The organism is Variovorax sp. P4_B11, assembly GCF_056402355.1.
This window is the reverse complement of the sequence record NZ_JBFUHO010000004.1, coordinates 48,750-70,688: the sequence shown is the minus strand read 5'-3', so window position 1 is coordinate 70,688 and position 21,939 is coordinate 48,750. Positions and strand designations below refer to the sequence as shown.

The 21,939-nt window shown below is 68.5% G+C and carries 23 protein-coding genes; 9 read left to right on the top strand and 14 right to left on the bottom strand.

What is annotated here, in order from left to right:
- Positions 1-38: 38 nt before the first annotated feature.
- Positions 39-794 (top strand): peptidoglycan editing factor PgeF, encoded by a 756-nt coding sequence (gene pgeF, locus AC1DYD_RS05865; protein WP_478171811.1) that lies wholly within the window; start codon positions 39-41, stop codon positions 792-794.
- On the opposite strand, the gene AC1DYD_RS05860 is transcribed toward pgeF, so the two are convergent.
- Positions 726-1,022 (bottom strand): hypothetical protein, encoded by a 297-nt coding sequence (locus tag AC1DYD_RS05860; protein ID WP_478171810.1) that lies wholly within the window; start codon positions 1,020-1,022, stop codon positions 726-728. The genes pgeF and AC1DYD_RS05860 overlap by 69 nt on opposite strands.
- A gap of 103 nt (positions 1,023-1,125) precedes the next feature.
- On the opposite strand from AC1DYD_RS05860, the gene phaC reads away from it, so the two are divergent.
- The 3 genes from phaC to AC1DYD_RS05845 all read left to right on the top strand — a co-directional run bounded on the left by phaC (position 1,126) and on the right by AC1DYD_RS05845 (position 4,905).
- Complete coding sequence (gene phaC, locus AC1DYD_RS05855) at positions 1,126-2,856, top strand: class I poly(R)-hydroxyalkanoic acid synthase (RefSeq protein ID WP_478171809.1); 1,731 nt, start codon at positions 1,126-1,128, stop codon at positions 2,854-2,856.
- A 188-nt stretch (positions 2,857-3,044) separates the two neighbouring features.
- Complete coding sequence (locus AC1DYD_RS05850; RefSeq protein WP_478171808.1) at positions 3,045-4,223, top strand: acetyl-CoA C-acetyltransferase; 1,179 nt, start codon at positions 3,045-3,047, stop codon at positions 4,221-4,223.
- A gap of 4 nt (positions 4,224-4,227) precedes the next feature.
- Entirely contained in the window at positions 4,228-4,905 is a 678-nt protein-coding gene (locus tag AC1DYD_RS05845; RefSeq protein WP_478171807.1) for an RraA family protein, read from the top strand.
- 42 nt (positions 4,906-4,947) lie between these two features.
- Here AC1DYD_RS05845 and AC1DYD_RS05840 read toward each other — a convergent pair whose 3' ends face one another.
- From AC1DYD_RS05840 to AC1DYD_RS05820, 5 genes are read right to left on the bottom strand one after another with little or no spacing between them, the layout of a single operon-like run.
- Complete coding sequence (locus tag AC1DYD_RS05840) at positions 4,948-5,823, bottom strand: endonuclease/exonuclease/phosphatase family protein (protein ID WP_478171806.1); 876 nt, start codon at positions 5,821-5,823, stop codon at positions 4,948-4,950.
- Positions 5,820-6,656 (bottom strand): carbohydrate ABC transporter permease, encoded by an 837-nt coding sequence (locus AC1DYD_RS05835; RefSeq protein ID WP_478171805.1) that lies wholly within the window; start codon positions 6,654-6,656, stop codon positions 5,820-5,822. Before AC1DYD_RS05835 ends, AC1DYD_RS05840 begins: the two co-directional genes overlap by 4 nt.
- 58 nt (positions 6,657-6,714) lie before the next feature.
- The gene (locus tag AC1DYD_RS05830; protein ID WP_478171804.1) at positions 6,715-7,617 is read right to left on the bottom strand and encodes a carbohydrate ABC transporter permease; all 903 of its coding nucleotides are present in this window, start codon (positions 7,615-7,617) and stop codon (positions 6,715-6,717) included.
- A 16-nt stretch (positions 7,618-7,633) separates the two neighbouring features.
- Positions 7,634-8,932, bottom strand: coding sequence for an ABC transporter substrate-binding protein (locus AC1DYD_RS05825; RefSeq protein ID WP_478171803.1), 1,299 nt, complete (start codon positions 8,930-8,932; stop codon positions 7,634-7,636).
- A 25-nt stretch (positions 8,933-8,957) separates the two neighbouring features.
- A complete protein-coding gene (locus AC1DYD_RS05820) occupies positions 8,958-9,974 on the bottom strand; it encodes an ABC transporter ATP-binding protein (RefSeq protein ID WP_478171802.1) in 1,017 nt (338 codons plus the stop codon).
- A gap of 132 nt (positions 9,975-10,106) precedes the next feature.
- On the opposite strand from AC1DYD_RS05820, the gene phbB reads away from it, so the two are divergent.
- The 3 genes from phbB (at position 10,107) to AC1DYD_RS05805 (ending at position 12,585) form a co-directional block, all read left to right on the top strand.
- Complete coding sequence (phbB, locus tag AC1DYD_RS05815) at positions 10,107-10,844, top strand: acetoacetyl-CoA reductase (protein WP_478171801.1); 738 nt, start codon at positions 10,107-10,109, stop codon at positions 10,842-10,844.
- Between the two features lie 116 nt (positions 10,845-10,960).
- Entirely contained in the window at positions 10,961-12,310 is a 1,350-nt protein-coding gene (locus tag AC1DYD_RS05810; protein ID WP_478171800.1) for a dicarboxylate/amino acid:cation symporter, read from the top strand.
- A 146-nt stretch (positions 12,311-12,456) separates the two neighbouring features.
- Entirely contained in the window at positions 12,457-12,585 is a 129-nt protein-coding gene (locus tag AC1DYD_RS05805; RefSeq protein WP_478171799.1) for a hypothetical protein, read from the top strand.
- Between the two features lie 14 nt (positions 12,586-12,599).
- Here the strand turns inward: AC1DYD_RS05805 and AC1DYD_RS05800 are convergent, their stop codons facing one another.
- Positions 12,600-13,004, bottom strand: a complete 405-nt coding sequence (locus AC1DYD_RS05800; RefSeq protein WP_478171798.1) for a hypothetical protein — start codon at positions 13,002-13,004, stop codon at positions 12,600-12,602.
- Between the two features lie 234 nt (positions 13,005-13,238).
- Here AC1DYD_RS05800 and AC1DYD_RS05795 point away from each other — a divergent pair, with 234 nt between their 5' ends.
- Both AC1DYD_RS05795 and AC1DYD_RS05790 read left to right on the top strand, forming a co-directional pair.
- Complete coding sequence (locus AC1DYD_RS05795; RefSeq protein ID WP_478171797.1) at positions 13,239-13,457, top strand: hypothetical protein; 219 nt, start codon at positions 13,239-13,241, stop codon at positions 13,455-13,457.
- A 29-nt stretch (positions 13,458-13,486) separates the two neighbouring features.
- On the top strand, positions 13,487-14,059 hold the full coding sequence (locus AC1DYD_RS05790) for a hypothetical protein (protein WP_478171796.1): 573 nt from the start codon (positions 13,487-13,489) through the stop codon (positions 14,057-14,059).
- 39 nt (positions 14,060-14,098) lie between these two features.
- Here AC1DYD_RS05790 and AC1DYD_RS05785 read toward each other — a convergent pair whose 3' ends face one another.
- The 7 genes from AC1DYD_RS05785 to AC1DYD_RS05755 form a co-directional block, all read right to left on the bottom strand.
- Positions 14,099-15,451, bottom strand: coding sequence for an amidase (locus AC1DYD_RS05785; protein WP_478171795.1), 1,353 nt, complete (start codon positions 15,449-15,451; stop codon positions 14,099-14,101).
- The gene (locus AC1DYD_RS05780; protein ID WP_478171794.1) at positions 15,451-16,170 is read right to left on the bottom strand and encodes a DUF2848 domain-containing protein; all 720 of its coding nucleotides are present in this window, start codon (positions 16,168-16,170) and stop codon (positions 15,451-15,453) included. Before AC1DYD_RS05780 ends, AC1DYD_RS05785 begins: the two co-directional genes overlap by 1 nt.
- Positions 16,171-16,172: 2 nt before the next feature.
- Positions 16,173-17,513, bottom strand: a complete 1,341-nt coding sequence (locus AC1DYD_RS05775) for an MFS transporter (RefSeq protein ID WP_478171793.1) — start codon at positions 17,511-17,513, stop codon at positions 16,173-16,175.
- A gap of 39 nt (positions 17,514-17,552) precedes the next feature.
- Complete coding sequence (locus AC1DYD_RS05770) at positions 17,553-18,242, bottom strand: hypothetical protein (RefSeq protein ID WP_478171792.1); 690 nt, start codon at positions 18,240-18,242, stop codon at positions 17,553-17,555.
- Positions 18,243-18,383: 141 nt separating this feature from the next.
- The gene (locus tag AC1DYD_RS05765) at positions 18,384-19,301 is read right to left on the bottom strand and encodes a LysR family transcriptional regulator (RefSeq protein ID WP_478171791.1); all 918 of its coding nucleotides are present in this window, start codon (positions 19,299-19,301) and stop codon (positions 18,384-18,386) included.
- Positions 19,302-19,353: 52 nt separating this feature from the next.
- Entirely contained in the window at positions 19,354-20,820 is a 1,467-nt protein-coding gene (gene xylB / locus AC1DYD_RS05760) for a xylulokinase (RefSeq protein WP_478171790.1), read from the bottom strand.
- Between the two features lie 176 nt (positions 20,821-20,996).
- Positions 20,997-21,938 (bottom strand): AraC family transcriptional regulator, encoded by a 942-nt coding sequence (locus AC1DYD_RS05755; protein ID WP_478171789.1) that lies wholly within the window; start codon positions 21,936-21,938, stop codon positions 20,997-20,999.
- Position 21,939: the final 1 nt, after the last annotated feature.

Genomic DNA, 21,939 nt, shown 5'->3' with positions numbered 1-21,939 from the left:
AAGGCGAATACCGCAGCGCGTCGCGCGGCGCTTGACCCATGAGCCTGCCGCAAGCCTTGATTCCCGACTGGCCGCTTCCGCCTGGCGTTCGCTCGCTCTGCAGCACGCGCGAAGGCGGTGTCTCGGCAGGCGCCTGCCATAGCCTGAACCTGGGCGGGCATGTCGGCGACGACCCCGCCCATGTGCGGGTCAACCGGGCTCGACTTCAGGAGGCGCTGGGGGTGCGGCCGGTGTTCCTGCAGCAGGTGCACGGTACCGGGCTCGTGTCGCTCGATGCCCGGAGCGCCGACGGCGCCAGCGCCGATGCCTGTACCACGACCGCGCGCGGCATCGCCTGCACGATCATGGTCGCCGACTGCCTGCCGGTGCTGTTCACCGACGAAGCGGGCCGCCGCGTGGCGGCCGCGCACGCCGGCTGGCGCGGGCTGGCCGACGGCGTGCTCGAGCGCACCGTGGATGCCTTTCAAGCCGAGGGCGGCGCATCGAAGCTCATGGCCTGGCTCGGCCCCTGCATCGGTCCCGATGCCTTCGAAGTCGGCGACGAGGTTCGTGCGGCCTTCGAGGCCGCTTCAGCGGCGGCGAATGCGGGCTTCCGTCCGGCCGGCGCCCCCGGCAAGTGGATGGCCGACCTGGCGGGACTGGCGCGCCAGCGGCTCCAGGCGGTCGGCGTCGCGCGGCTGCACGGCAACGACAGCAGCGAGGCCTGGTGCACCGTGCACAACCCGTTACGTTTTTTCTCGCACCGGCGCGACCGGGTCAGCGGGCGCTTCGCTGCCTGCATCTGGCGTGTCTGAACGGGCCCTGGCCGCCTGGATCGCGGCCTCGCGCTCGGCGGCTTCGCGGGCCTTGATCGCCCGCCGCCGGGCCGGCGTGCCCATCAGGTAAACCACCAGTGCCACCGGCAACAGGCCGTAGAGTAGAAAGGTGAAGATCGCACCTAGCACGGTGCCGGTGGTGTTGGTGGCCTCGGCGACCGCCATCATCAGGGCAACATAGAGCCAGGCGATCACGACGAGGTGCATAGATGAAGTTTTCAGGAAGGTATGGCGGGCCGCACTGGTGGGGCCTTTGCGAATGCAGCATACTCAAAACCCGTTTGGACGAGGCGAGGCACCAGGAGACAGCATGAATCACGCACAGGCCATCGGGGCCGAGACTTTCGCGCCCTTTCAACAGGCGCTCACGCAGGGATGGGAGAAAGCCCTCGAATCCTTTCAATCGCTGGGCGCCCAGGGGGCTTCCTCGGCGGGAGCGCCCTGGAGCCAGGTGCCCAAGCTCTCGATGTCCCCCGACAAGCTCCGGCAGTTGCAGGAGCAGTACGTCGGCGAGGCCACCCAGCTCTGGCAGAGCGGCTTCGCGGCCCAGGCCAGCGCCGACAAGCGCTTTGCCGCCGCGGCTTGGGGCAGCAATCCGGTCTCGTCCTTCTCGGCCGCGATCTACCTGCTGAACGCGCGCACCCTCATGAGCATGGCGGAAGCGGTCGAGGCCGACGACAAGACCCGTTCGCGGCTTCGCTTCGCGGTCGAGCAATGGATGGCGGCCTCGGCGCCCAGCAACTACCTGGCTTTCAATGCCGAGGCGCAGAAGAAGGCGCTCGACACCCAGGGCGAGAGCATCGCCAAGGGCATCCAGAACCTGCTGCACGACCTGCAGCAGGGGCATGTGAGCATGACCGACGAAAGCGCCTTCGAGGTCGGCCGCAATGTCGGCAGCACCGAGGGCGCGGTGGTGTTCGAGAACGACCTGTTCCAGCTGCTCGAATACAAGCCGCTGACGGCCAAGGTCTTCGAGAGGCCGCTGCTGATGGTGCCGCCGTGCATCAACAAGTTCTACATCCTCGACCTGCAGCCCGAGAACTCGCTGATCCGCTATGCGGTGGAGCAGGGACACCGGGTGTTCGTGGTGAGCTGGCGCAATCCCGATCCGTCGATGGCGCACTACACCTGGGACCAGTACATCGAGGACGCGGCCATCAAGGCGATCCATGTCACCCGGGAAATCACCGGCCAGGACAAGAAGGGCGGCCAGATCGACACCCTCGGCTTCTGCGTCGGCGGCACCATCCTCTCCACCGCGCTGGCCGTGCTGGCGGCGCGCGGCGAGCAGCCGGCCGCCTCGGTGACGCTGCTGACCACCTTGCTCAATTTCACCGACACCGGGGTGCTCGACATCTTCATCGACGAGAACTTCGTGCAGTTCCGCGAGCTGCAGATGGGGCAGGGCGGCCTGCTGCAGGGCGGCGAACTGGCCTCCACCTTCAGCTTCCTGCGGCCCAACGACCTGGTCTGGAACTACGTGGTGGGCAACTACCTCAAGGGCGAGACGCCGCCGCCTTTCGACCTGCTCTACTGGAACAGCGACGCCACCAACCTGCCGGGCCCGATGTACTGCTGGTATCTGCGCAATACCTACCACGAGAACAAGCTCGCGGTGCCGGGTGCGCTGACCGTGGCCGGCGAGCAGGTCGATCTCGGCGCCATCGACGCGCCGGTCTACATCTACGGCTCGCGCGAGGACCACATCGTGCCGATCGGCGGTGCCTATGCGTCGACGCAGCTGCTGAGCGGCAAGAAGCGCTTCGTGATGGGCGCCTCGGGCCACATCGCCGGCGTGATCAATCCGCCGGCCAAGAAGAAGCGCAGCCACTGGATCCGCGCCGACGGCAAGCTGCCGAAGGCACAGGCCGAATGGCTGGCGGGCGCGACCGAGCATCCCGGCAGCTGGTGGACCGACTGGTCCGACTGGCTGAAGACCCACGCGGGCAAGCAGATCGCTGCCCCCAAGGCTTATGGCAAGGGCAGCGCCTACAAGGCGATCGAGCCGGCGCCGGGCCGCTATGTCAAGGCGAAAGCCTGATTCCTTTTTTTTGTCAGTCCCCCACCACCCTTTGCACGACCTGCATCGCATGAAACCGACACACCCGAGGCCGGGGCACCCGAGGAACCGGCTCTGCCGGGCCGCCGGGTGCGCCCCTTCAAGGGGGTGTCAGAGCCACACGAAGTGGGCGAGGCTGGGGGTGATTCTTTAGTACTGGAGAGCACACCATGGAAGACATCGTCATCGTTTCAGCCGCACGCACCGCCGTGGGCAAGTTCGGCGGATCGCTGGCCGGCATCCCGGCCACCGAGCTCGGCGCCCTCGTGATCAAGGAGGTGCTGGCGCGCGCCAAGGTCGGCAGCGACCAGATCGGCGAAGTCATCATGGGCCAGGTACTGGCCGCGGGCAGCGGCCAGAACCCGGCGCGCCAGGCGCTGCTGAAGAGCGGCATCACCAAGGAGACGCCGGCGCTGACCATCAACGCGGTCTGCGGCTCGGGCCTCAAGGCCGTGATGCTGGCGGCGCAGGCGGTGGCCACCGGCGACAGCGAGATCGTCATCGCGGGCGGCCAGGAGAGCATGAGCCTGGCGCCTCACGTGCTGCCCAATTCGCGCAACGGCCAGCGCATGGGCGACTGGAAGCTGGTTGACACCATGATCGTGGACGGCCTGTGGGACGTCTACAACCAGTACCACATGGGCATCACGGCCGAGAACGTGGCCAAGAAGTACGACATCAGCCGCGCCGCCCAGGACGAGCTGGCGCTCGGCAGCCAGACCAAGGCGGCGGCCGCGCAGGACGCCGGCAAGTTCAAGGACGAGATCGTCGCGGTCAACATCCCGCAGAAGAAGGGCGACCCGGTGGTCTTCGCCCAGGACGAGTTCATCAATCGCAAGAGCAGCGCCGAGGGCCTGGCCGCCCTGCGCCCGGCCTTCGACAAGGCGGGCGGCGTCACGGCCGGCAACGCCTCGGGCCTCAATGACGGCGCCGCCGCCGTGATGGTCATGACCGCCAAGAAGGCGGCTGCGCTGGGCCTGAAGCCGCTGGGCCGCATCGCCAGCTTTGCCAGCACCGGCCTCGATCCGGCCTTCATGGGCATGGGCCCGGTGCCGGCCTCGCAGAAGGCGCTGCAGCGCGCCGGCTGGAAGCCGCAGGACCTCGACCTGCTCGAGATCAACGAGGCCTTCGCGGCCCAGGCCTGTGCGGTGAACCGCGAGATGGGCTGGGACGTCAGCAAAGTCAATGTGAACGGCGGTGCGATCGCCATCGGCCACCCGATCGGCGCGTCCGGCTGCCGCATCCTGGTGACCCTGCTGCACGAGATGCAGCGCCAGAACGCCAAGAAGGGCATCGCCTCGCTGTGCATCGGCGGCGGCATGGGCGTGGCCCTGACGATCGAACGCTGACCCCTTGAACGACGAAGCGCTCTTCCGGCAGATCCGCGACGAGCTCTTCGTCGCCGCAGTGGGGGACGTGCTGGACACCCTGGGGTACCAGCACCAGTTTCTGCCGGCCGGCATTGCTCCGCTCGAGAAATCGATGCGCCTCGTCGGCCGCGCGATGCCGGTGCTCGAGGCCGATGTCATCAACGACGGCGCGCGTTCGGCCGGGCCGCTGTCGGGCAAGCCCTTCGGCCTGATGCTGGAGGCGCTCGACGACCTGAAGCCGGGCGAGATCTACATCGCGACCGGCGCCTCGCTGCGCTATGCGCTGTGGGGCGGCCTGATGTCGACGCGGGCGCAGCACCTGAAGGCGGCCGGCGCCATTCTCGATGGCTACGTGCGCGACGCCGGCGAGATCGAACGACTGGGCTTCGATGTGTTCTGCCGCGGCACCTATGCGCAGGACCAGGGCGTGCGCGGCCAGGTGATCGACTACCGCTGCACGATCGAGATCGACGGCGTCCGCATCGCACCCGGCGACCTGCTGTTCTGCGATCGCGAGGGCGTGCTGGTGATCCCGCGCGCGGTCGAGGCCGAGGCGGTGGCCAAGGCGCTCGAGAAAGTGCGCACCGAGAACAAGGTGGCCGACGCGATCCGCGACGGCATGAGCGCCTGCGAGGCGCTGGCCACCTTCGGCGTGATGTAGGGCTTCGGCAAGACCGAAGCCCCGGTCCGTGCCGCAGACAGCTCAATCGCCCAATTCGAGAAGCACGGGCTGATGGTCGGAGGCCTGCGTCTGCAGGTCGACCTCGACCCGACACACGCGCGGCGCCAGCGCATCGCTGACGAAGACGAAGTCGCAGGCCATCGGATCGGGGCCGTACGTGCGGTCGAAGAGCCGGAAGGTCGGGTCGTGCGGCCGCTCGGGATGGGCCAGCGGCCAGGCGTCCTGCAGCCGCCTGGCGAGTGTGCCGCCGGCCGGCAGCGCCGGATCGACGAAAGGCTGCACGATCTCGTCGTAGGCCGGGTCGGTGGCGGCCATGTTGAAGTCGCCGCACAGGACCGCCTGCGGCGTGTGCCGCTTGGCCTGGAAGGGCGAGACCTCCATCGGGTCCACGGGCGGCGCCGCAGCCTGCTCGCAGGCTTCCAGATGCAGTGCCCGCAGGGCGCGGGCCTGCGCCAGGCGCTGGCTCGCCGAGTAGTACTCGAGGTGCGTGGTCATCACCCGCAGCGGGCCCAGTTCGGGGCTGCTCAACGTGACCACGGTGCACATGCGCGGCATGCTGGTCACGGTGGGATCGGCCGGCCAGGGCAGGGGGTGATGCTGGACGCGCGATACCGGCAGCCGGGTGGCGATCAGATTGCCGAAGCGCATCGACCGGCCGTCGGCGCCGAACTCCTCGACGGCGGCGCCGAAGAACAATCGGAAGCCCGGTAGCAAGGCCTGAAGTTCGGCCGGCTGGTCGCCGGGGCGGCCCGGCATGCCGCCGAAGCCCGAGGCGACTTCCTGCAGGCACAGCACGTCGAAGTCGGCCATGGCGCGTGCGCCGTCGACGATGCGCCGCGTGCTGACGACGCCGTCGAGGCCGCAGCACCACTGGGTGTTCCAGGTCACGAGTTTCATTTGATGCCGGCCCTCATGAAGCTCTGCACGAACTGTCGCTGAAAAAGCAGGAACGCGATCAGCAGCGGCGCCGAGGTCATCAGCGTGGCGGCCGTGATGACCGACCAGTCGACGCCCTGGTCGACCGAGGAGAACACCTGCAGGCCGACCGTCAGCGGCCGCGCGTTGACGCTGTTGGTGATGATCAGCGGCCAGAGGAAATTATTCCAGTGGAAGCTCACCGACACCAGTGCGAAGGCGGTGTAGACCGGCCTGGCGAGTGGCACGTAGACGCGCCACAGCGTCTGCATCGCGCTCGCGCCCTCGACCCGCGCCGCGTCGTCGAGCTCCTTCGGGATGCCCATGAAGGTCTGGCGCAGCAGAAAGATCGCGAAGGCGGAGGCGAAGTAGGGCAGGCCGATCGCCAGCAGCGTGTCGACCAGGCCGAGCCGGGCCATGGTCTTGTAGTTCTCGACCAGGAGGATGTCCGGCATGATCATCAGCTGTACCAGCACCAGGGCGAAGGCGATGCCTCGGCCCTTGAACTCGTAGCGCGCAAAGGCATAGGCCGCGAGCGTGCCGAGCACCAGTTGCACCGCCAGCACCATGGCGACCAGCAACGTGGTGTTGAGGAAGTAGCGCGCGAAGGGCGCGGCTTCCCAGGCGCGGCGGAAGTTCTCCAGGGTGAGCGGCGCCGCCAGCGCGAAACGCGTCGCGTACTCGGCCGGATGGAAGGCGGTCCAGACCGCGTAGGCCAGCGGCAGGATCCACAGCAGCGCGAGCAGCCAGGCGGCCAGCGTGTCGAGCAACGTCGGCTCGTTATAGGCCAGTCTCTGCGCCGGAGCCGTGCTCACAAGGCAAGCTCCGTGCTTCGCACTGCGGTGCGAGCGCCTTCGGGCGGCCGGGCGGCGTTCATTTGTAGTGAACCTTCTTGTCGAGCACGAAGAACTGGAACAGCGCGATGCCGGCGAGCACCACCACCAGCACCACCGTGATGGCCGAAGCGTAGGCCGTGTCCCAGAAGCTGAAGCCCACCTCGTACAGGTGATACAGCAGCAGGATCGACGCGTTGTCGGGCCCGCCGCGGGTCAGCACGAACAGGTGGTCGACCATGCGGAAGGCGTTGATGAAAGCGTTGACCAGCACGAACAGCGTGGTCGGCATCAAGAGCGGCCACTGCACCCGGCGGAAGAAGTACCAGCGCGAAGCGCCCTCGATGGCGGCCGCCTCGCGCAGGCTCGGATTGAGGGTCTGCAGCGCCGCCAGGTAGAAGATCATGAAGAAGCCGGCTTCCTTCCAGATCGCCACCAGCGTCACGGCGCCGAGCGCGGTCGAGGGGCTGCCGAGCCAGTTGTGCGAGGGCAGGCCGAGGGCGCCCGTGATCTGCTCGAGCAGGCCGTACTGCGGCGTGTAGAAGAAGAGCCAGATGTTGGCTACGGCGATCATCGGCAGCACGGTCGGCGTGAAGAAGGCCATGCGCAGGAAGGCGCGGCCCGCGATGCGCTCGTTGACCCACAGCGCCATCGCCAGCGCCAGCGCGATCGACAGCGGGATGGTGGCGCCCGCGAACCAGAGGTTGTTGCGCACCGCTTTCCAGAACACCGGGTCGCCGGCCATCAGCTGGTAGTTCTCGAGCCCGACCCAGACGCCGGCCCGGCTGCCCTTGGGCGTCGAGTAGAAGCTGTCGACCAGCGTCGAGACCGCCGGCCAGTGCGTGAACGCGACCAGCAGCACCAGCGCCGGCAGCAGCAGCAGCCAGGCGTGCACCGCGTGGCGCGCTGCACGGCTGCCGGCGGCAATGCCGTGTGGGCTCATGAACGCGCGCCGGGCCTCACTTGAACGCGCGCAGGATGCGGTCGGCCTCGCGCTGCGCGTCCTGCATCGCCTGCGCCGGCGTCTTGCTGCCGGTCAGAGCGGCCTGCAGGCCGTCGTTGAGCGCCTTGGTCACGCGCTGGTTGTCGTGGGTGGAGAACTCGGCCACCGACACCGGCAACTGGTCGCGCGCCACCAGCGCCTGCGGGAAGTCGCGGCCGTACTTGCGCAGCGTGTCGGTCTCGTAGGCGGCCGGCGAGACCGCGACGTAGCCGGTGTCCATGCTCCACTGCGCGGCGCGCTCGGGCTGGCTGATCCACTTGATGAACCTGAAGGCCGCTTCCTGCTGGGCCGGCGTCGACTTCTTGAACAGGTAGAAGTTGCCGCCGCCGGTCGGAGATCCCTTGCGCCGGTTGCCCGGGATCATGGCGACGCCGAAGTCGAACTTGGCGTTGGCCTTGATGTTGGTCAGGTTGCCGGTGGTGGTGTAGATGATGGCGGCCTTCTTCTCGAAGAAGTCCTTCGGCGTCGTGCCCCACTCGACCACGCCGGGCGGATGGATGCCGGCCTTGCCGAGGTCGACCCAGTACTGGAGCGCCTCGATCACCTTCGGGTCGTCGAACCTGACCTGGGTGCCGGCTTCGTTCGAGAGGATCGTGTCGTTCGGCGTGGTCAATGTCTGGAACAGCCAGTAGGGGAAGCCGCTGGAGGGAATCTGCACGCCCCATTGCGTGACCTTGCCGCTGGCGTCCTTTCGGGTCAGCCTGGTGGCGGCCGCCTTGAGTTCGGCCCAGTTCGTCGGCGGCTTCTCGGGATCGAGGCCGGCTTCCTTGAACAGTTCCTTGTTCCAGTACATGACCACGGTCGAGCGCTGGAACGGAATGCCCCAGGTCTTGCCGCCGGTCTGGCTGTTCATCATGAAGGCCTTGTAGAAACCGTCGAGCCAGGCCTTGTCTTCGGCGGTCTTGACGAAGTCGTCGAACGGGACGATCGCCTCCTCGTCGATCAGCGTGAACATGTCGGTCGACAGCAGCACCGAGGTGACCGGCGGCGTGCCCGACTTGTGCGCGGTCAAGGCCTTGACGATGGTTTCCTGGTAGGTGCCGGCGTAAATCGGCGAGACCTTCACGCCCGGGTTCTCCTTCATGAAGCCGGCCGCGAAGCCGTCGATGGTCTTGGCGATCGGGCCGCCGACGGCCACGGGGTAGTAGAACTGCAGGTCCACCGGTGCCTGGGCATGCACCAGGCCGGTGCCGGCCGCGAACAGGCCGGTCGCGGCCAGCAGGGCCAGGCCCCGGACGAAGGTCTTGCGTTTCATGGTCGTCGTTTTCCTCGGGAGTGAATCAATGTGTGCGGCGGCCGGCGGCATCGAAGCCATGGCCGTCCTCGGCGGCCCAGCGCAGGCCGACCCGCTCGCCCGGCTCGGCCTGTCGCCGGCCGTCGGTGCGCACCAGCAGGACCTGGCTTCCGACCGCGCAGCGCAGCACCAGGTCGGCACCCAGGTATTCCAGGCTCTGCACCGTCGCGGGAATGCCCGCGGCGTCCAGGGTGATCGCTTCGGGCCGCACGCCGAGGGTCGCGGCCGCGAGGCCGGCGGCGACGTCGCTGCCGGCGATCCGGCCGCCTTCGAGCGCCACCAGGTTCATCGCCGGCGTGCCGATGAAGCGGGCGGCGAAGGTCGTGGCGGGGCGGGCGTAGAGCGCGCGCGGCTTGCCGGCCTGCTCGACCCGGCCGCGGTTCAGCAGCACCACCTGGTCGGCCATGCTCATGGCCTCGGTCTGGTCGTGCGTGACGTAGACCACCGTGAGGCCCAGCTGGCGCTGCAGGTCGCGCAGCTCGCGGCGCATGTCCTGCCGCAACTGGGCGTCGAGGTTCGACAGCGGCTCGTCCATCAGGCAGACCTTGGCCTGGGCCACCAGCGCCCGGCCCAGGGCCACGCGCTGCTGCTGGCCGCCCGAGAGCTGGCCCGGCTTGCGATCCAGCAGCGTGTCGAGGCCCAGCAGGGCCGCGGCCTCGCGCAGCCGGCGCGCGCTTTCGGCCGCGGGCGTCTTGCGCACCGACAATCCGAAGCCGATGTTCTCGGCCACGCTCAGGTGGGGGAACAGGGCGTAGTTCTGGAACACCATGGCGATCCCGCGTTGGGCGGGCGGCAGCCGGGTGACGTCGCGGCCGTCGATCAGCACCCGGCCCGCGCTGGCGGTTTCCAGCCCGGCCAGGATCCGCAGGGTGGTCGACTTGCCGCAGCCGGAAGGGCCGAGCAGGACGCAGAAGGAGCCGGGCTCGATGCGGAGGTTGACCGCCTGCAGCGCGGTGGCGTCGCCCCATGACTTGGCGATGTCGATCAGCTCGATGGAGGACATCGAATCAGTATATGGACCGCTTGTGACACCCGGTTGCATTGAGGGGTCAGTGTTTTCCTCATCGGGCGGGCTGCAAAAACTTCGCTAAAGTGATCAGCGCCTGTTCAGGCTCGCAAACACCAAGGAATCTTCATGAGCAAAAAAGTCGCATACGTCACCGGGGGCATGGGGGGCATCGGAACGGCCATTTGCCAGCGCCTGGCCAAGGACGGGTTCACCGTCATCGCCGGCTGCGGCCCCACCCGCGATCACGCCAAATGGCTGGCGGAGCAGAAGGCCGAGGGCTACGAGTTCCATGCCTCGGTCGGAAACGTCGGGGACTGGCAGTCCACCGTCGAGGCCTTCACCAAGGCCAAGGCCGAGCACGGCAACATCGATGTGCTGGTCAACAACGCGGGCATCACGCGCGACCGGATGTTCCTCAAGATGACCCCTGAGGACTGGAGTTCGGTGATCGAGACCAACCTCAACAGCATGTTCAACGTCACCAAGCAGGTGGTCGGCGACATGGTCGAGAAGGGCTGGGGCCGGATCATCAACATCAGTTCGGTCAACGGCGCCAAGGGCCAGGCCGGCCAGACCAACTATTCGGCCGCCAAGGCCGGCATGCACGGCTTCACGATGGCCCTGGCGCAGGAGCTGGCCGCGAAGGGCGTGACCGTCAACACGGTCAGCCCGGGCTACATCGGCACCGACATGGTGAAGGCGATCCGCCAGGAAGTGCTCGACAAGATCATCGGCACCATCCCGGTCAAGCGACTGGGCGAGCCGAGCGAGATCGCCTCTATCATCGCCTGGCTGGCGACGGACGAAGGTGGCTATTCCACCGGGGCCGATTTCTCGGTCAACGGCGGGCTTCACATGCACTGAGGAGCGCTCCGCACAAGACCACGAGGAAACCCGCTACGGCGGGTTTTTTCATTTGCGCGAAGCCTTCGCCGGCCTCTGTCTCCCAATCCAACACATCACAACCAGGAGATCCTCGCATGACTCCCTCACCGACGCCGGCCGTGCCGGCAAAGAAACTCCCGCTCTACCGCTCGCTCTACTTCCAGGTCATCACCGCCGTGATCATCGGCGTGCTGCTCGGGCATTTCTATCCCTCGGTCGGCGAAACCATGAAGCCGCTCGGCGACGGCTTCATCAAGCTGATCAAGATGATGATCGCGCCGATCATCTTCTGCACCGTGGTGGTCGGCATCGCGGGCATGGAGGACATGAAGAAGGTCGGCAAGACGGGCGGCCTGGCGCTGCTGTACTTCGAGATCGTCAGCAGCATCGCGCTGGTGGTCGGGCTGGTGCTGGTCAACCTGTTCCAGCCGGGCGCCGGCATGAACATCGACCCGGCTTCGCTCGACACCCGGGCGCTGGCGGCCTACACCGGCCCGGGCAAGATGGAGGGCACGGTCGACTTCCTGCTGCACGTCATTCCCAACACCCTGGTCGACGCCTTCGCCAGGGGCGAGATCCTGCAGGTGCTGCTGATCGCGGTGCTGTTCGGCTTCGCGCTGCATCGCTTCGGCGGCCGCGGCACGCTGGTGTTCGACCTCATCGAGAAGGGCTCGCACGTGCTCTTCGTGATCGTCAACTACATCATGAAACTGGCGCCGATCGGCGCCTTCGGCGCCATGGCCTTCACCATCGGCAAGTACGGCATCGGCTCGCTGTTCTCGCTCGGCAAGCTGATGGGCACCTTCTACCTGACCTGCCTGCTGTTCATCTTCGTGGTGCTCGGTCTCATTGCGCGCTTCCATGGCTTCAGCATCTGGAAGTTCATCAAGTACATCAAGGAAGAACTGCTGATCGTGCTGGGCACCTCGTCCTCCGAATCGGTGCTGCCGCGCATGATGGAGAAGATGGAGAACCTGGGCGCCAACAAGACGACGGTCGGCCTGGTGATCCCGACCGGCTATTCCTTCAACCTCGACGGCACCTCGATCTATTTGACGATGGCGGYAGTTTTCATTGCCCAGGCCACCAACACGCCGATGACGCTGATGCAGGAGATCACGCTGCTGGGCGTGCTGCTGCTGACCTCGAAGGGCGCCGCCGGCGTCACCGGCAGCGGCTTCATCGTGCTGGCGGCCACGCTCTCGGCGGTCGGCCACGTCCCGGTGGCGGGGCTGGCGCTGATCCTCGGCATCGACCGCTTCATGTCGGAAGCACGGGCGCTGACCAACCTGATCGGCAATGGGGTGGCCACCATCGTGGTCGCCAAGTGGACCGACGCGCTGGACACGGAACGCCTGCAGGCGGGCCTCAACAACGAGACCTGGATCGAGGCCCAGGAGCCCGAGGAACTGGTCAACGCCCGTACCGGAAAGATGGCCACCTGAGGCCGTCGCGGGCGTCGTTCTTGCAGAATGCAAGGCGATGCCCCACAGCGTTTCACTGATCAACACCGTCGCGGCCGGCCTCGGCCTGGCGCTGGTGCTGGGCTTCCTGGCGACCCGGTTGCGGCTGCCGGCGCTCGTGGGCTACCGTGATCCGCAGCCACAACGAGGACGAGGCGCGCCTGCTGACGCAGCAGGGCGCGGTCACGGTCTGCCTGGGCGAGCAGGAACTGGCGCAGGCGATGGCCCGTACGGTGCTGCGGGCCGCCGGCGCCTGATCCGGCGCCGACTGTCAGAGGTCCTCGATCACCAGCAGGCGGTAGCGCTGCGCAATCGAGAACGGCGCCGTGCGCACATGCCTCATCAGCCGGCTTGCGGCGGCTTCGTCCCGGGTCTTGACCAGCAGCGCCGTGTGGCCTTCGCGCGCCAGCTTGGTGTAGGCGCGGACCGTGGCGGCATCGGTGCCGGCAGAGGGCAGCGTGCTGTCGGTCTCCCGCACGGTCGGCGTGATCTGTTCGAGGACCACGTGGGGCGGTATCAGGTAGATCTCGTCGCCGCTGAAGCCGTCTTCCAGCAGCAGATGGCCCACGCGGCTGGCTTCTTTCGCGTCCGGAAACATCACGATGGTGTGGCCGGTCGGATAGAAGGCGCCGCCGACCGCAGCGGTCATGTGGGGGTCCAGGTTGAAATGCTTCATGTCTCCTCCGCGCGTGGATGGGATGCTTCAGCTTAGGCCGCTGCGGGAGAATTGCACGTAGGTGAAACTTGGCGGAAGTTGCAAACCGCCTACAAATGCGCATTTGGCGCATGCGGTTCTTGCGTTTTTATTTACGAGTAGTCACATTTGCAACGATTCGTGAAATTGTGACTAGGTGTTGTTGGAGGGGCTGAATAGGATTCAAACGTCCAATCCAAAAAACCTCCTAACTTCATGTCGCAATTGCGGAATATCGCGCTGACCGTGCAAGAACTCGAAGAGGGCGAGTTCTATTGGGTCTTGCTGGAGGCGACCGACTACGCGATGGAAGAAGCGCTTCCTTATCTGCCCATCGAGGCGGCCGTCGAACCGCAAGCGAACTACGCCAACGCCCTGGTGGCCGGCATCGCGGCGATCCGGAAGATGTTCGGCAAGGTGGGGCCGCGCGACTGAGCGAAGCGGCCCCGCATCCTGGAATGACCATGCAAAAACTTGGCGCGGCGATCGCCGCCGGCAGCATTGCGTTGGGGCTCGTGGGGTGGTTCTTCCGTCCCTCGACCTCCGCCGAATGGGCGGCATGGGTGCAGACCGTGGGCGTGCTGCTGGCGATCGCCTGGGCGGCGCGGCTGCAATTGGCCGCGTCGCGGCAAAGCCTGCGCCAGGCGGGGCAGGTGGCGGCGATGTTCGCCAACAACATGCACTGGGTCTTCCGCGAACTGAACGATGCCTGCGTGAAGCGCAGCTGGGCCGACTACGCGGTGCACCGGCGGGTCCTCGGGGAGATCCTGGCCCAGGGTCGCGAGGTGACGCTGCAATTGCTGGACGGCCGCTCGCTGGCCATGGTGACCAGCCTGCGGACCATCGCGGTCGAGGCGCTCGAGATCACCGAGGCCCACAGCGACAGCGGCAACTGGGCGTCGCTGCAGCTGTATTTCGACCGCCGGCTGCCGAGCATCGCGGCCTGGCTGTCGGCAACCGGGAATCCGCCGGAAAGCAGCGGTCCGACGGACTATGCGGGCCTGCGGACTTCCTTCGGCCAGCTGGGCGGGCCCTGACGGGCGCGGGCCGGCCGCGCCCGGACTCGCCTGCCGCGATCAGGCGACGGCCAGCGCAGCCTCCGCTGCGAGCGCCACGCCTGCCAGCCGCGCATCGTCGCCGCGCACGGAGGCGAGCATCAGCCCCGCAGGCAGCTCGCCGGCAGCGTGGCACGGCAGGCTGAAGGCACAGCCATCGAGCAGATTGATGGCGAAGGTGTTGCGCAGCAGGAGCCCGTTGGCCTGGAAGAAGGCGTCGTCCCGGGCCAGCGCCTCGATGGCCGGCGCGACGATCGGCACCGTGGGGCACAACAGCGCATCGAAGCCGTCGAGCGCATGCTCGACGCGCGCGATCCAGTCCTGCCGCCGGTCCTGCATGCCGATGTAGTCGGCCGCGCGCACCTCGGTGCCCAGTGCGATACGGGCCGCCACGCGAGGGTCGAAGCTTGCACGCCGGTTTGCGAAGCGCTCGCGGTGCACCGCGGCGGCTTCGACCGGCGAGAAGCCACCCGGTGCGTTGACGGTCGCGATCTCCGCCAGTTCGGCCAGCGGGATGTCGACCACCTTCGCACCCGCTGCCGAAAGGACCTGCACGGCGCGGTCGAAGGCCCGTCCGACGGCGGCTTGGATGCCGTCGAACATCAGCGTCCTCGGCACCGCGAGGCGCATGCCTTCCAGCGGTCGCCTGTGCACTTTCAGCCGGGTGTCGGCGATCGCCGAATCCGCGATCAGGCAATCCGCCACGCTGCGCGCCATGGCGCACACGGTGTCGAGGGAGCGCGCGAGTTCGAAGGCGCCCGTGCGCGGCACCCGCGACTGCGTGCTCTTGAATCCCACCAGTCCGCAGAGCGCCGCCGGAATGCGGATCGAGCCGCCGGTGTCGGAACCCAGTGCCGCGACCGCGAGGCCGAGTGCCACCGACACCGCCGCGCCCGAGGACGAACCGCCCGGAATGCGCGCGGTCACCGGGTCGGCGGGATTGCACGGCGTGCCCAGGTGCGGGTTGATGCCCACGCCCGAGAACGCGAACTCGCTCATGTTGGTCTTGCCGATGATGGCGGCCCCGTGCGCCCGCAGCCGTGCCACGGCGACGGCGTCGTGCGCCGCGGGCGGCTCGCCTTCGCAGGCGACGGAGCCGGCCATGGTGGTCTCGCCGCCGATGTCGTACAGGTCCTTGACCGACACCGGCAGGCCGGCGAGCGGGCCGGACTCGATCCCGGCCTTGCGTGCGGCGTCCGCGTGGCGGGCGGCGGCGCGCGCGGCATCGGCATACAGGCGGGTGAACACGTGCCGGGCGGCCGGAAGGGCCGCGCCGGCCAGCGCTTCGTCGACCAGGGCCTCGTGCGTCGTCTCGCCGCGGGCGATGCGTTCGCGCAGCGCCGCGATCGGGGAAGAGGGGGCGGGCCTGGCCATCAGGCCACCACCGGAAGCGGCTGCACCGCATAGCGATGCACGATGCGCCGCTGCAGCCGCGGGTCGTGCAGTTCGATTTCCATCCGCGCGGCCGGCCGGATGCCTTCGCCGCGCCCGTTGGGCAGTGCGCCGAGCGTGCCGCAGGTCATGAAGAGGCCTTCGGCGGGCGGGGCGCTGCGCGCCATGCCGTCGCGCAGCGCGGCCAGCGGCCGGATCGAGGCCAGCGTGCCTCGCTGGTAGTCGATCCAGCGGCCGTCCTCGTGGATGCGCGAACGCAGCGCCAGCGTGTCCTGGTGCGCCTGGACGTCGCGCCAGCGCCACGCCACCTCGGCCAGCGGCTTGGCGCACATCTGCTTGGAGACGGCGACCGAGTAGCTTTCCACCTGGCGGTCGGTGTGGTCCGAGCCGACGCTCAACCACCATTCGCCCTTCGAGAAGAAGAGCACCGGCTCGGCCTCGCCGGAGCTCTGGCCGCCCAGCGCCTCGATCGTCGGCGACTGGGTCAGCAACTGGGCCGCCACGCGGTAGTACAGCGGCACGCTGGAAGGGCGTGGCACCCCGAGGGCGGCGAGCTCCTCGATATGGTGCTCGATGGCCATGAGGTCGCGGCCGGTCCAGCCGGCGACCACCAGCGCGCTCGGCGCGATCCGGTGCAGGTCGATGGAGCGGGTGCCGTCCTCGGCGATGGCCTCGCAGGCGAAGTTCAACTGCGGGCTCATTCTCAGTCCTCCAGCGGCTTGCCCGCGGTTTCGCGTGCCGCCACGAGGGCGATCAAGGTCAGGCACAGGGCGGCGGCGACATAGAGCGACACGGCGGTCGTCGAGCCCGAGGACTTGAACAGGCTGGCGATGATCAGGGGTGCAAAGCCGCCGCCCACGATGCCGGCCAGCGTGTAGGCCAGCGAAGAGCCCGCATAGCGCACGCGGCTCGGGAACTGCTCGGTCACGAAGGCGGCCTGCGGGCCGTACATCATCGCGTGGATCAGCAGTCCGACCACCACGGCGGCGCAGATGGCCAGCGGCCGGGCCTGGTCCATGAGGACGAAGAACACGAAGGCCCAGACCATGCCGAGCAGGGCGCCTGCGATGTACACCGGGCGCCGCCCGATGCGGTCCGACAAGCTGCCGAAGAAGGGCACGGCAAGCGCGTTGCAGGCCGCGCCGATCATCGTGGCGGTGAGTGCCATGGGACGCGACAGGTGCAGCACCGTCGTCACGTAGGTCAGCGTGAACACCACCACCAGCGCATAGAGCACGTCGGAGCCGATGCGCGAGCCGCCTGCCACCAGCAGCCGGCGCCAGTGCTGGCTCAGCACTTCCTTGATGGGCGTCTTGGCGGTGGCCTTCTTCTGCTCCATCTCGAGGAAGACCGGTGTCTCGTCCACCCCGCGGCGCAGCCAGAGGCCGAACAGCACCAGCGCCACGCTGGAGATCAGCGGAACGCGCCAGCCCCAGGCCTGGAATTCCTCGGGGCTCAGCCAGGCCGACACCAGGGCGATGAAGCCGGTGCCGATCAGGGTTCCGCACGAGGGGCCGACCTGCGTGAACGACGCGTTGCGGCCGCGCTCGTCGGGCTTGCCGTGCTCCATCGACAGCAACACCGCGCCGGCCCATTCGCCGCCGAGCGCAACGCCCTGCACGAAGCGCAGCGCGACCAGCGCCACCGGTGCCCAGATGCCCCAGCTGGCGTAGGTCGGCAGCAGGCCCATCAAGCCGGTGGAGATGCCCATGATGACCAGCGTGGCCACCAGCACGAAGCGCCGGCCCAGCCGGTCGCCGAGGTGCCCGAACACCACGCCGCCCAGCGGGCGCGAGATGTAGCCCACCGCGTAGGTCGAGAAGGCCAGGATGGTACCGGTCAGCGGATCGAAGGACGGGAAGAAGATCGCGTTGAAGACCAGCGCGGCCATGATGTTGTAGACGGTGAAGTCGTACCACTCGAGTGTGGTGCCGACGGCGCTGGCCATCGCCAGGCGGCCCATCCGGGGCGACTTTCGGGTGGCCGCCGGGGCCAGCGGCGAGGCCGCGGCCGAAGCCGGCGGGTGGAGTGTGTATTCGGTCATGGGGAAGCTCTCGGAGTTCGGTAGGGGGGTGAATTCGGATCAGTTCGGGGCCAGTTCGTCGGCGCCCAGCTTCCAGCCCAGCGCCAGCAGCCAGGTGCCGGCCGGATCGGCATCCAGTGCGTCGGCGGCCGTGCCGCCTGCGGTACGCGCCGCCTCGGCGCCGCTGGTTTCGATGACCAGCATCGGCTGCAGCACGCGGTGGTCGGTCGACTCGCGCGGCAAGGGCGTGCTGAGAGCGGGATCGGGCACCAGCAGGTAGGACTGCACGAAGCCCGGCTGGGCCGCCAGCCTGCGGCCGGTCTCGGCGGCGCGCGCCGCCAGCGCATCGGTGGCCGGGTTCGGGGCGAGCGGCAGGACCGCGAGATGGCTGCCGCTGCCGAAGCCGGTCACCGCACGCACCGCGCAGACGCGGCGGATCGGCTGGCGCATGCGATCGAGCTGGGCCACCGACCACGGCGTCTGCCGCTCGAAGGCCGCGCGGTAGCCGGCGGAGCCGAACACGTCGAGCGAACGGGTACGGTACAGGCCCAGGTACTTGCGCCCGCCTGCCAGCGAGACGTAGCGCGCGCCCGACAGGAAGCCGGGAATGCGCACGCGCTCTTCCACATGCTCCTGGTCGTACCAGCGGTTGAAATCGGCCTCGTCAGCGGCCTCGATGTCGCAAGCGACGAACAGCAGGCCCGGAGCGGCTGCCGGCGTGTGGGGGCGAAGGGATTCGGGGGAGTTCATGCGGTGAAAGAGGGCGGGCCTTCGAGAAAGGAAGGCGCAATCTTCGGCCGCGAGGGCGCGCTGTCACAAACGGATTTTTGTGGGCGACAGGCACAAGAATTAATGGCCCCGTTTTGGGGCGCCCACGCCTCCAACTGAGGGTTAATCCCCTGTTGAAGGGTTCCAGCTTGGTGCTGTGACCGACGAGGTGAACTGGTCCGACGCCCGGCAGGCCAACTCTGCGACGAGGCGGATCGCGTCGGAATCGGCGGCCTCCAGATGGCTCACGACGAGCCGCTGCGGCGAGATCAGCGCATCGCATTCGATGATCCGCAGGTCGCCGCTGGCAACGTACTCGTAGATCGGCGGCAAGGGCACCAGCGCATTGCCGAAGCCGGCCTTGACCAGCCGGGCCAGCGCCGAGATCGAACTCACGCAATGGACCTTGCCGAGCGGAATGCCGGCGGCCCGATAGAGATTCTTGAGCGCTTCGTGCGGCTGCGATCCCGGGCTCATCGTGAGCACGGGCTGGCGCAGGAGCTGTTCCACCGGCTGCGCCGGCTCGGCGGTCGGCGGGCCGACCCAGCCCATGGGCATCGGCAGGCAGGGTGTGCTCACGATGCCGGCGCCGCCGATGTGGTCGGTCTGCAGGGCGATGTCGAGCGCGCCTTCGCGCAGGCCGCGATGCAGCGCGCGGGTGGTTTCGGAGGTCAGTTGCACCTCGATGCCGGGATAGGTCGAGCGCAGGTTGGTGAGAAAGCCCAGCAGCCACGTATGGACCACGGTCTCGATGGCGCCGATGCGCACCAGCCCGAGCAGGGCTTCGCGCGGCCGGCCGAGCGAGACGATCTCGCGGCGAAGTTCGAGCAAGCGCTCGCCGTAGTCGAGCAGGCGCACGCCGACGGGCGTCAGCCGCAGTTCGCGCGGGTCGCGCTCGAACAGGCGGGCGCCGATGTCTTCCTCGAGCGAGGCCACGCGATTGGACACCGCCGCCTGCGTGATGTGCAGGCGGTCGCCCGCCGCACGGAAGCTGCCCAGCCGCGCGGCCCAAAGGAAGGCTTCGACAAATCGTGTGTTCATGCGGGACCCTGCGGTCGATTCTGACAGCGTCCGGCCGCGCCGGGCCGGACGGCTACGCGCCGCTGGCGAGAAACGACGGGCCCAGCGCTGCATAGAGCGCCCGGAAACGCCCATGGCGCGCGGCCAGCGCATTCCGGTGCGCGCGCCCGGGCTCGAAGCGCTCGCGCGTCCGCGGCCGGCGGCAGACTTCGGCTTCCGTTCCTCCGTCCGCCAGCCAGGCCAGCCGGGCCGCCCCCACCGCGCCCCCGGCCTCGCTGCCTTCGCAGATTGCCAGTGGAACGTCGAGTACGTCGGCCAGCAACTGCGCCCAGAAGGCGCTGCGCGCGCCGCCGCCGACCAGCACGAGGTCGCCCGCCGGCCGCGCGAGCGTGTCCAGGCCGTCGCGCAATCCGAAGCTGATGCCTTCGACCACTGCGTAGGCGATATCGGCCGGGCCATGCGCCTGGGTCAGGCCGAACAGCACGCCCTGCGCCCGTGGGTCGTTGTGCGGCGACCGTTCACCCGACAGGTAGGGCAGGAACAGGGGCGCCCGCCGGCGACCATCGGCATCGAGGCTGGCCGCCGCGGCGAGCAGCGCCGGCGCGTCGCCGAGCCCGAAGCAGCGCGCCGCCCAGTCCACCGCGCTCGAGGCCGAGAGCATCACCGACATCTGGTGCCAGCGCCCGGGCAGGGCGTGGCAGAAGGCATGCACGGCCGCCGCGGGCTTGGGCTCGAAGCGTTCGCCGCCGATGAAGATGACGCCCGAGGTGCCGATCGACACGAAGCCCTGGCCGGCGCCGACGAGGCCCATGCCCACCGCGCTGGCTGCGTTGTCGCCCGCGCCGCCGGCGATCGGAATGCCGGCCGGCAGGCCCCATCGGGCGGCCAGCTCGGGCTTGAGCCGACCCGCCACGGCGCTGCCTTCGACCAGCCCGGGCATCTGCCCGCGGGCGAGCCCGCAGGCGGCCAGCAATTCATCGGACCAGTCGCGCGCCGCAACGTCCAGCCACAGCGTGCCCGAGGCGTCCGACATGTCGCTGGCGAGCGTGCCGCTCAGCATGAAGCGCAGCCAGTCCTTGGGCAGCAGCACGCAGGCCGTGCGTGCGAACAGGGCCGGCTCGTGGGTGCGCATCCAGAGCAGCTTGGGCGCGGTGAAGCCGGGCATCGCGAGGTTGCCGGCGATGGCCGCGAGTCGTGGCACCCGCGCCGCCAGTTCTTCGCACTGGGCGGCGCTGCGGCCGTCGTTCCAGAGGATCGCCGGACGCAGCACCTCGCCGGCCGCATCGATCGCGACCGCACCGTGCATCTGGCCGGACAAGCCGATCGCGCGCACCGCGCCCAGCGATTCGGCATGACCCTCCCGCAGCGTCGCCATCACCGACTCGAGCGCCATCCACCACTGCGCTGGCGCCTGCTCGGACCACAGCGGCGCCGGCCGGCTGACCATCAGCGGCGCGCGCGCGAGGGCGATGATGCGGTGCTCGCGGTCGAGCAGCAGCGCCTTGAGCTCCGAGGTTCCGAGATCCAGTCCGAGGTACATGGCGAATGATCAGGCCGGCGCCGGGCCGCCCCAAGGCGGCCTGCGGCCCCCTCGGGGGGCAGCGAGTACACGAAGTGACGGAGCGTGGGGGCTCAGGCCGGCGCCGGGCCGCCCCCAAGGCGGCCTGCGGCCCCCTCGGGGGGCAGCGAGTACACGAAGTGACGGAGCGTGGGGGCTCATGGCACCAGGCTGCCGAAGCGGCTGTCGCTTTGCCGGCGGAACTCGGTCGGCGTCATGCCCTTGATCTCGAGGAAGCGGCGGTTGAAGTTGGCGACGTTGTTGAAGCCGACCTGGTAGCAGATGTCGGTCACGTAGTGGTCGGTCTGCATCAGCAGGTGGCAGGCGCTGTTGATGCGCACGCGGTTGACGAAATCGGTGAAGCTGTTGCCGGTCGAGCGCTTGAAGAAGCGGCTGAAGCGACTCTCGCTCATGCCGAGTTCGCTGGCGATGTCGGCCATCGCCACCGGCTCCGCGAGGTTCGAGGTGATGCGGTTGACGATGGCGTTGACCTGGTCGACCTCGGCATCGCCCTCGACGCCCTGCATCTGCACGTTCGACAGCAGGCGGTAGTCGCTGCAGCGCGCCAGCTCGGCCAGGTATCCGAGGAAGAGCGCGAGGCGCTGCAGGCCGCGGGCGGCCTTGATCGCGTCCCAGTGCGCCAGCGCTCGCTCCTCGAAACCGAAGAACTCGATGCCGTGGCGGGCCCGGCCGAGCAGCTGCAGCGCTTCGCGCAGCTCGGGGATCTCGGCCGCGGCGCGCTCGATCGGATCGTGGCGGAACTGGATCACGCGGTCGCGCCCGGTGGCGCCGCCTTCGGGGACGTCGAGCGAGATCCAGTTGTGCGGCAGGCGAGGCCCGCACAGCACCAGGTGGCCGGGATGGAAGGGCCCGATCCAGTCGCCGACGAAGGCCCGGCCCGAGGTCTCGGTGATCAGGTGGAGTTCGTATTCCTCGTGGAAATGCCAGCGCACCAGCGGACTCGGGAAGCCGTGCGCCAGGCAGCGCACCAGGCCGGTGTCCTCGGGCGCTTCATAGCCCAGCGAGGGCGAGCGCGCGATCTCGCGCTCGAGCTCGGGCTTTCGATCGCGGGGCAGATGGCGTTGGCGCAGCGATGTCATG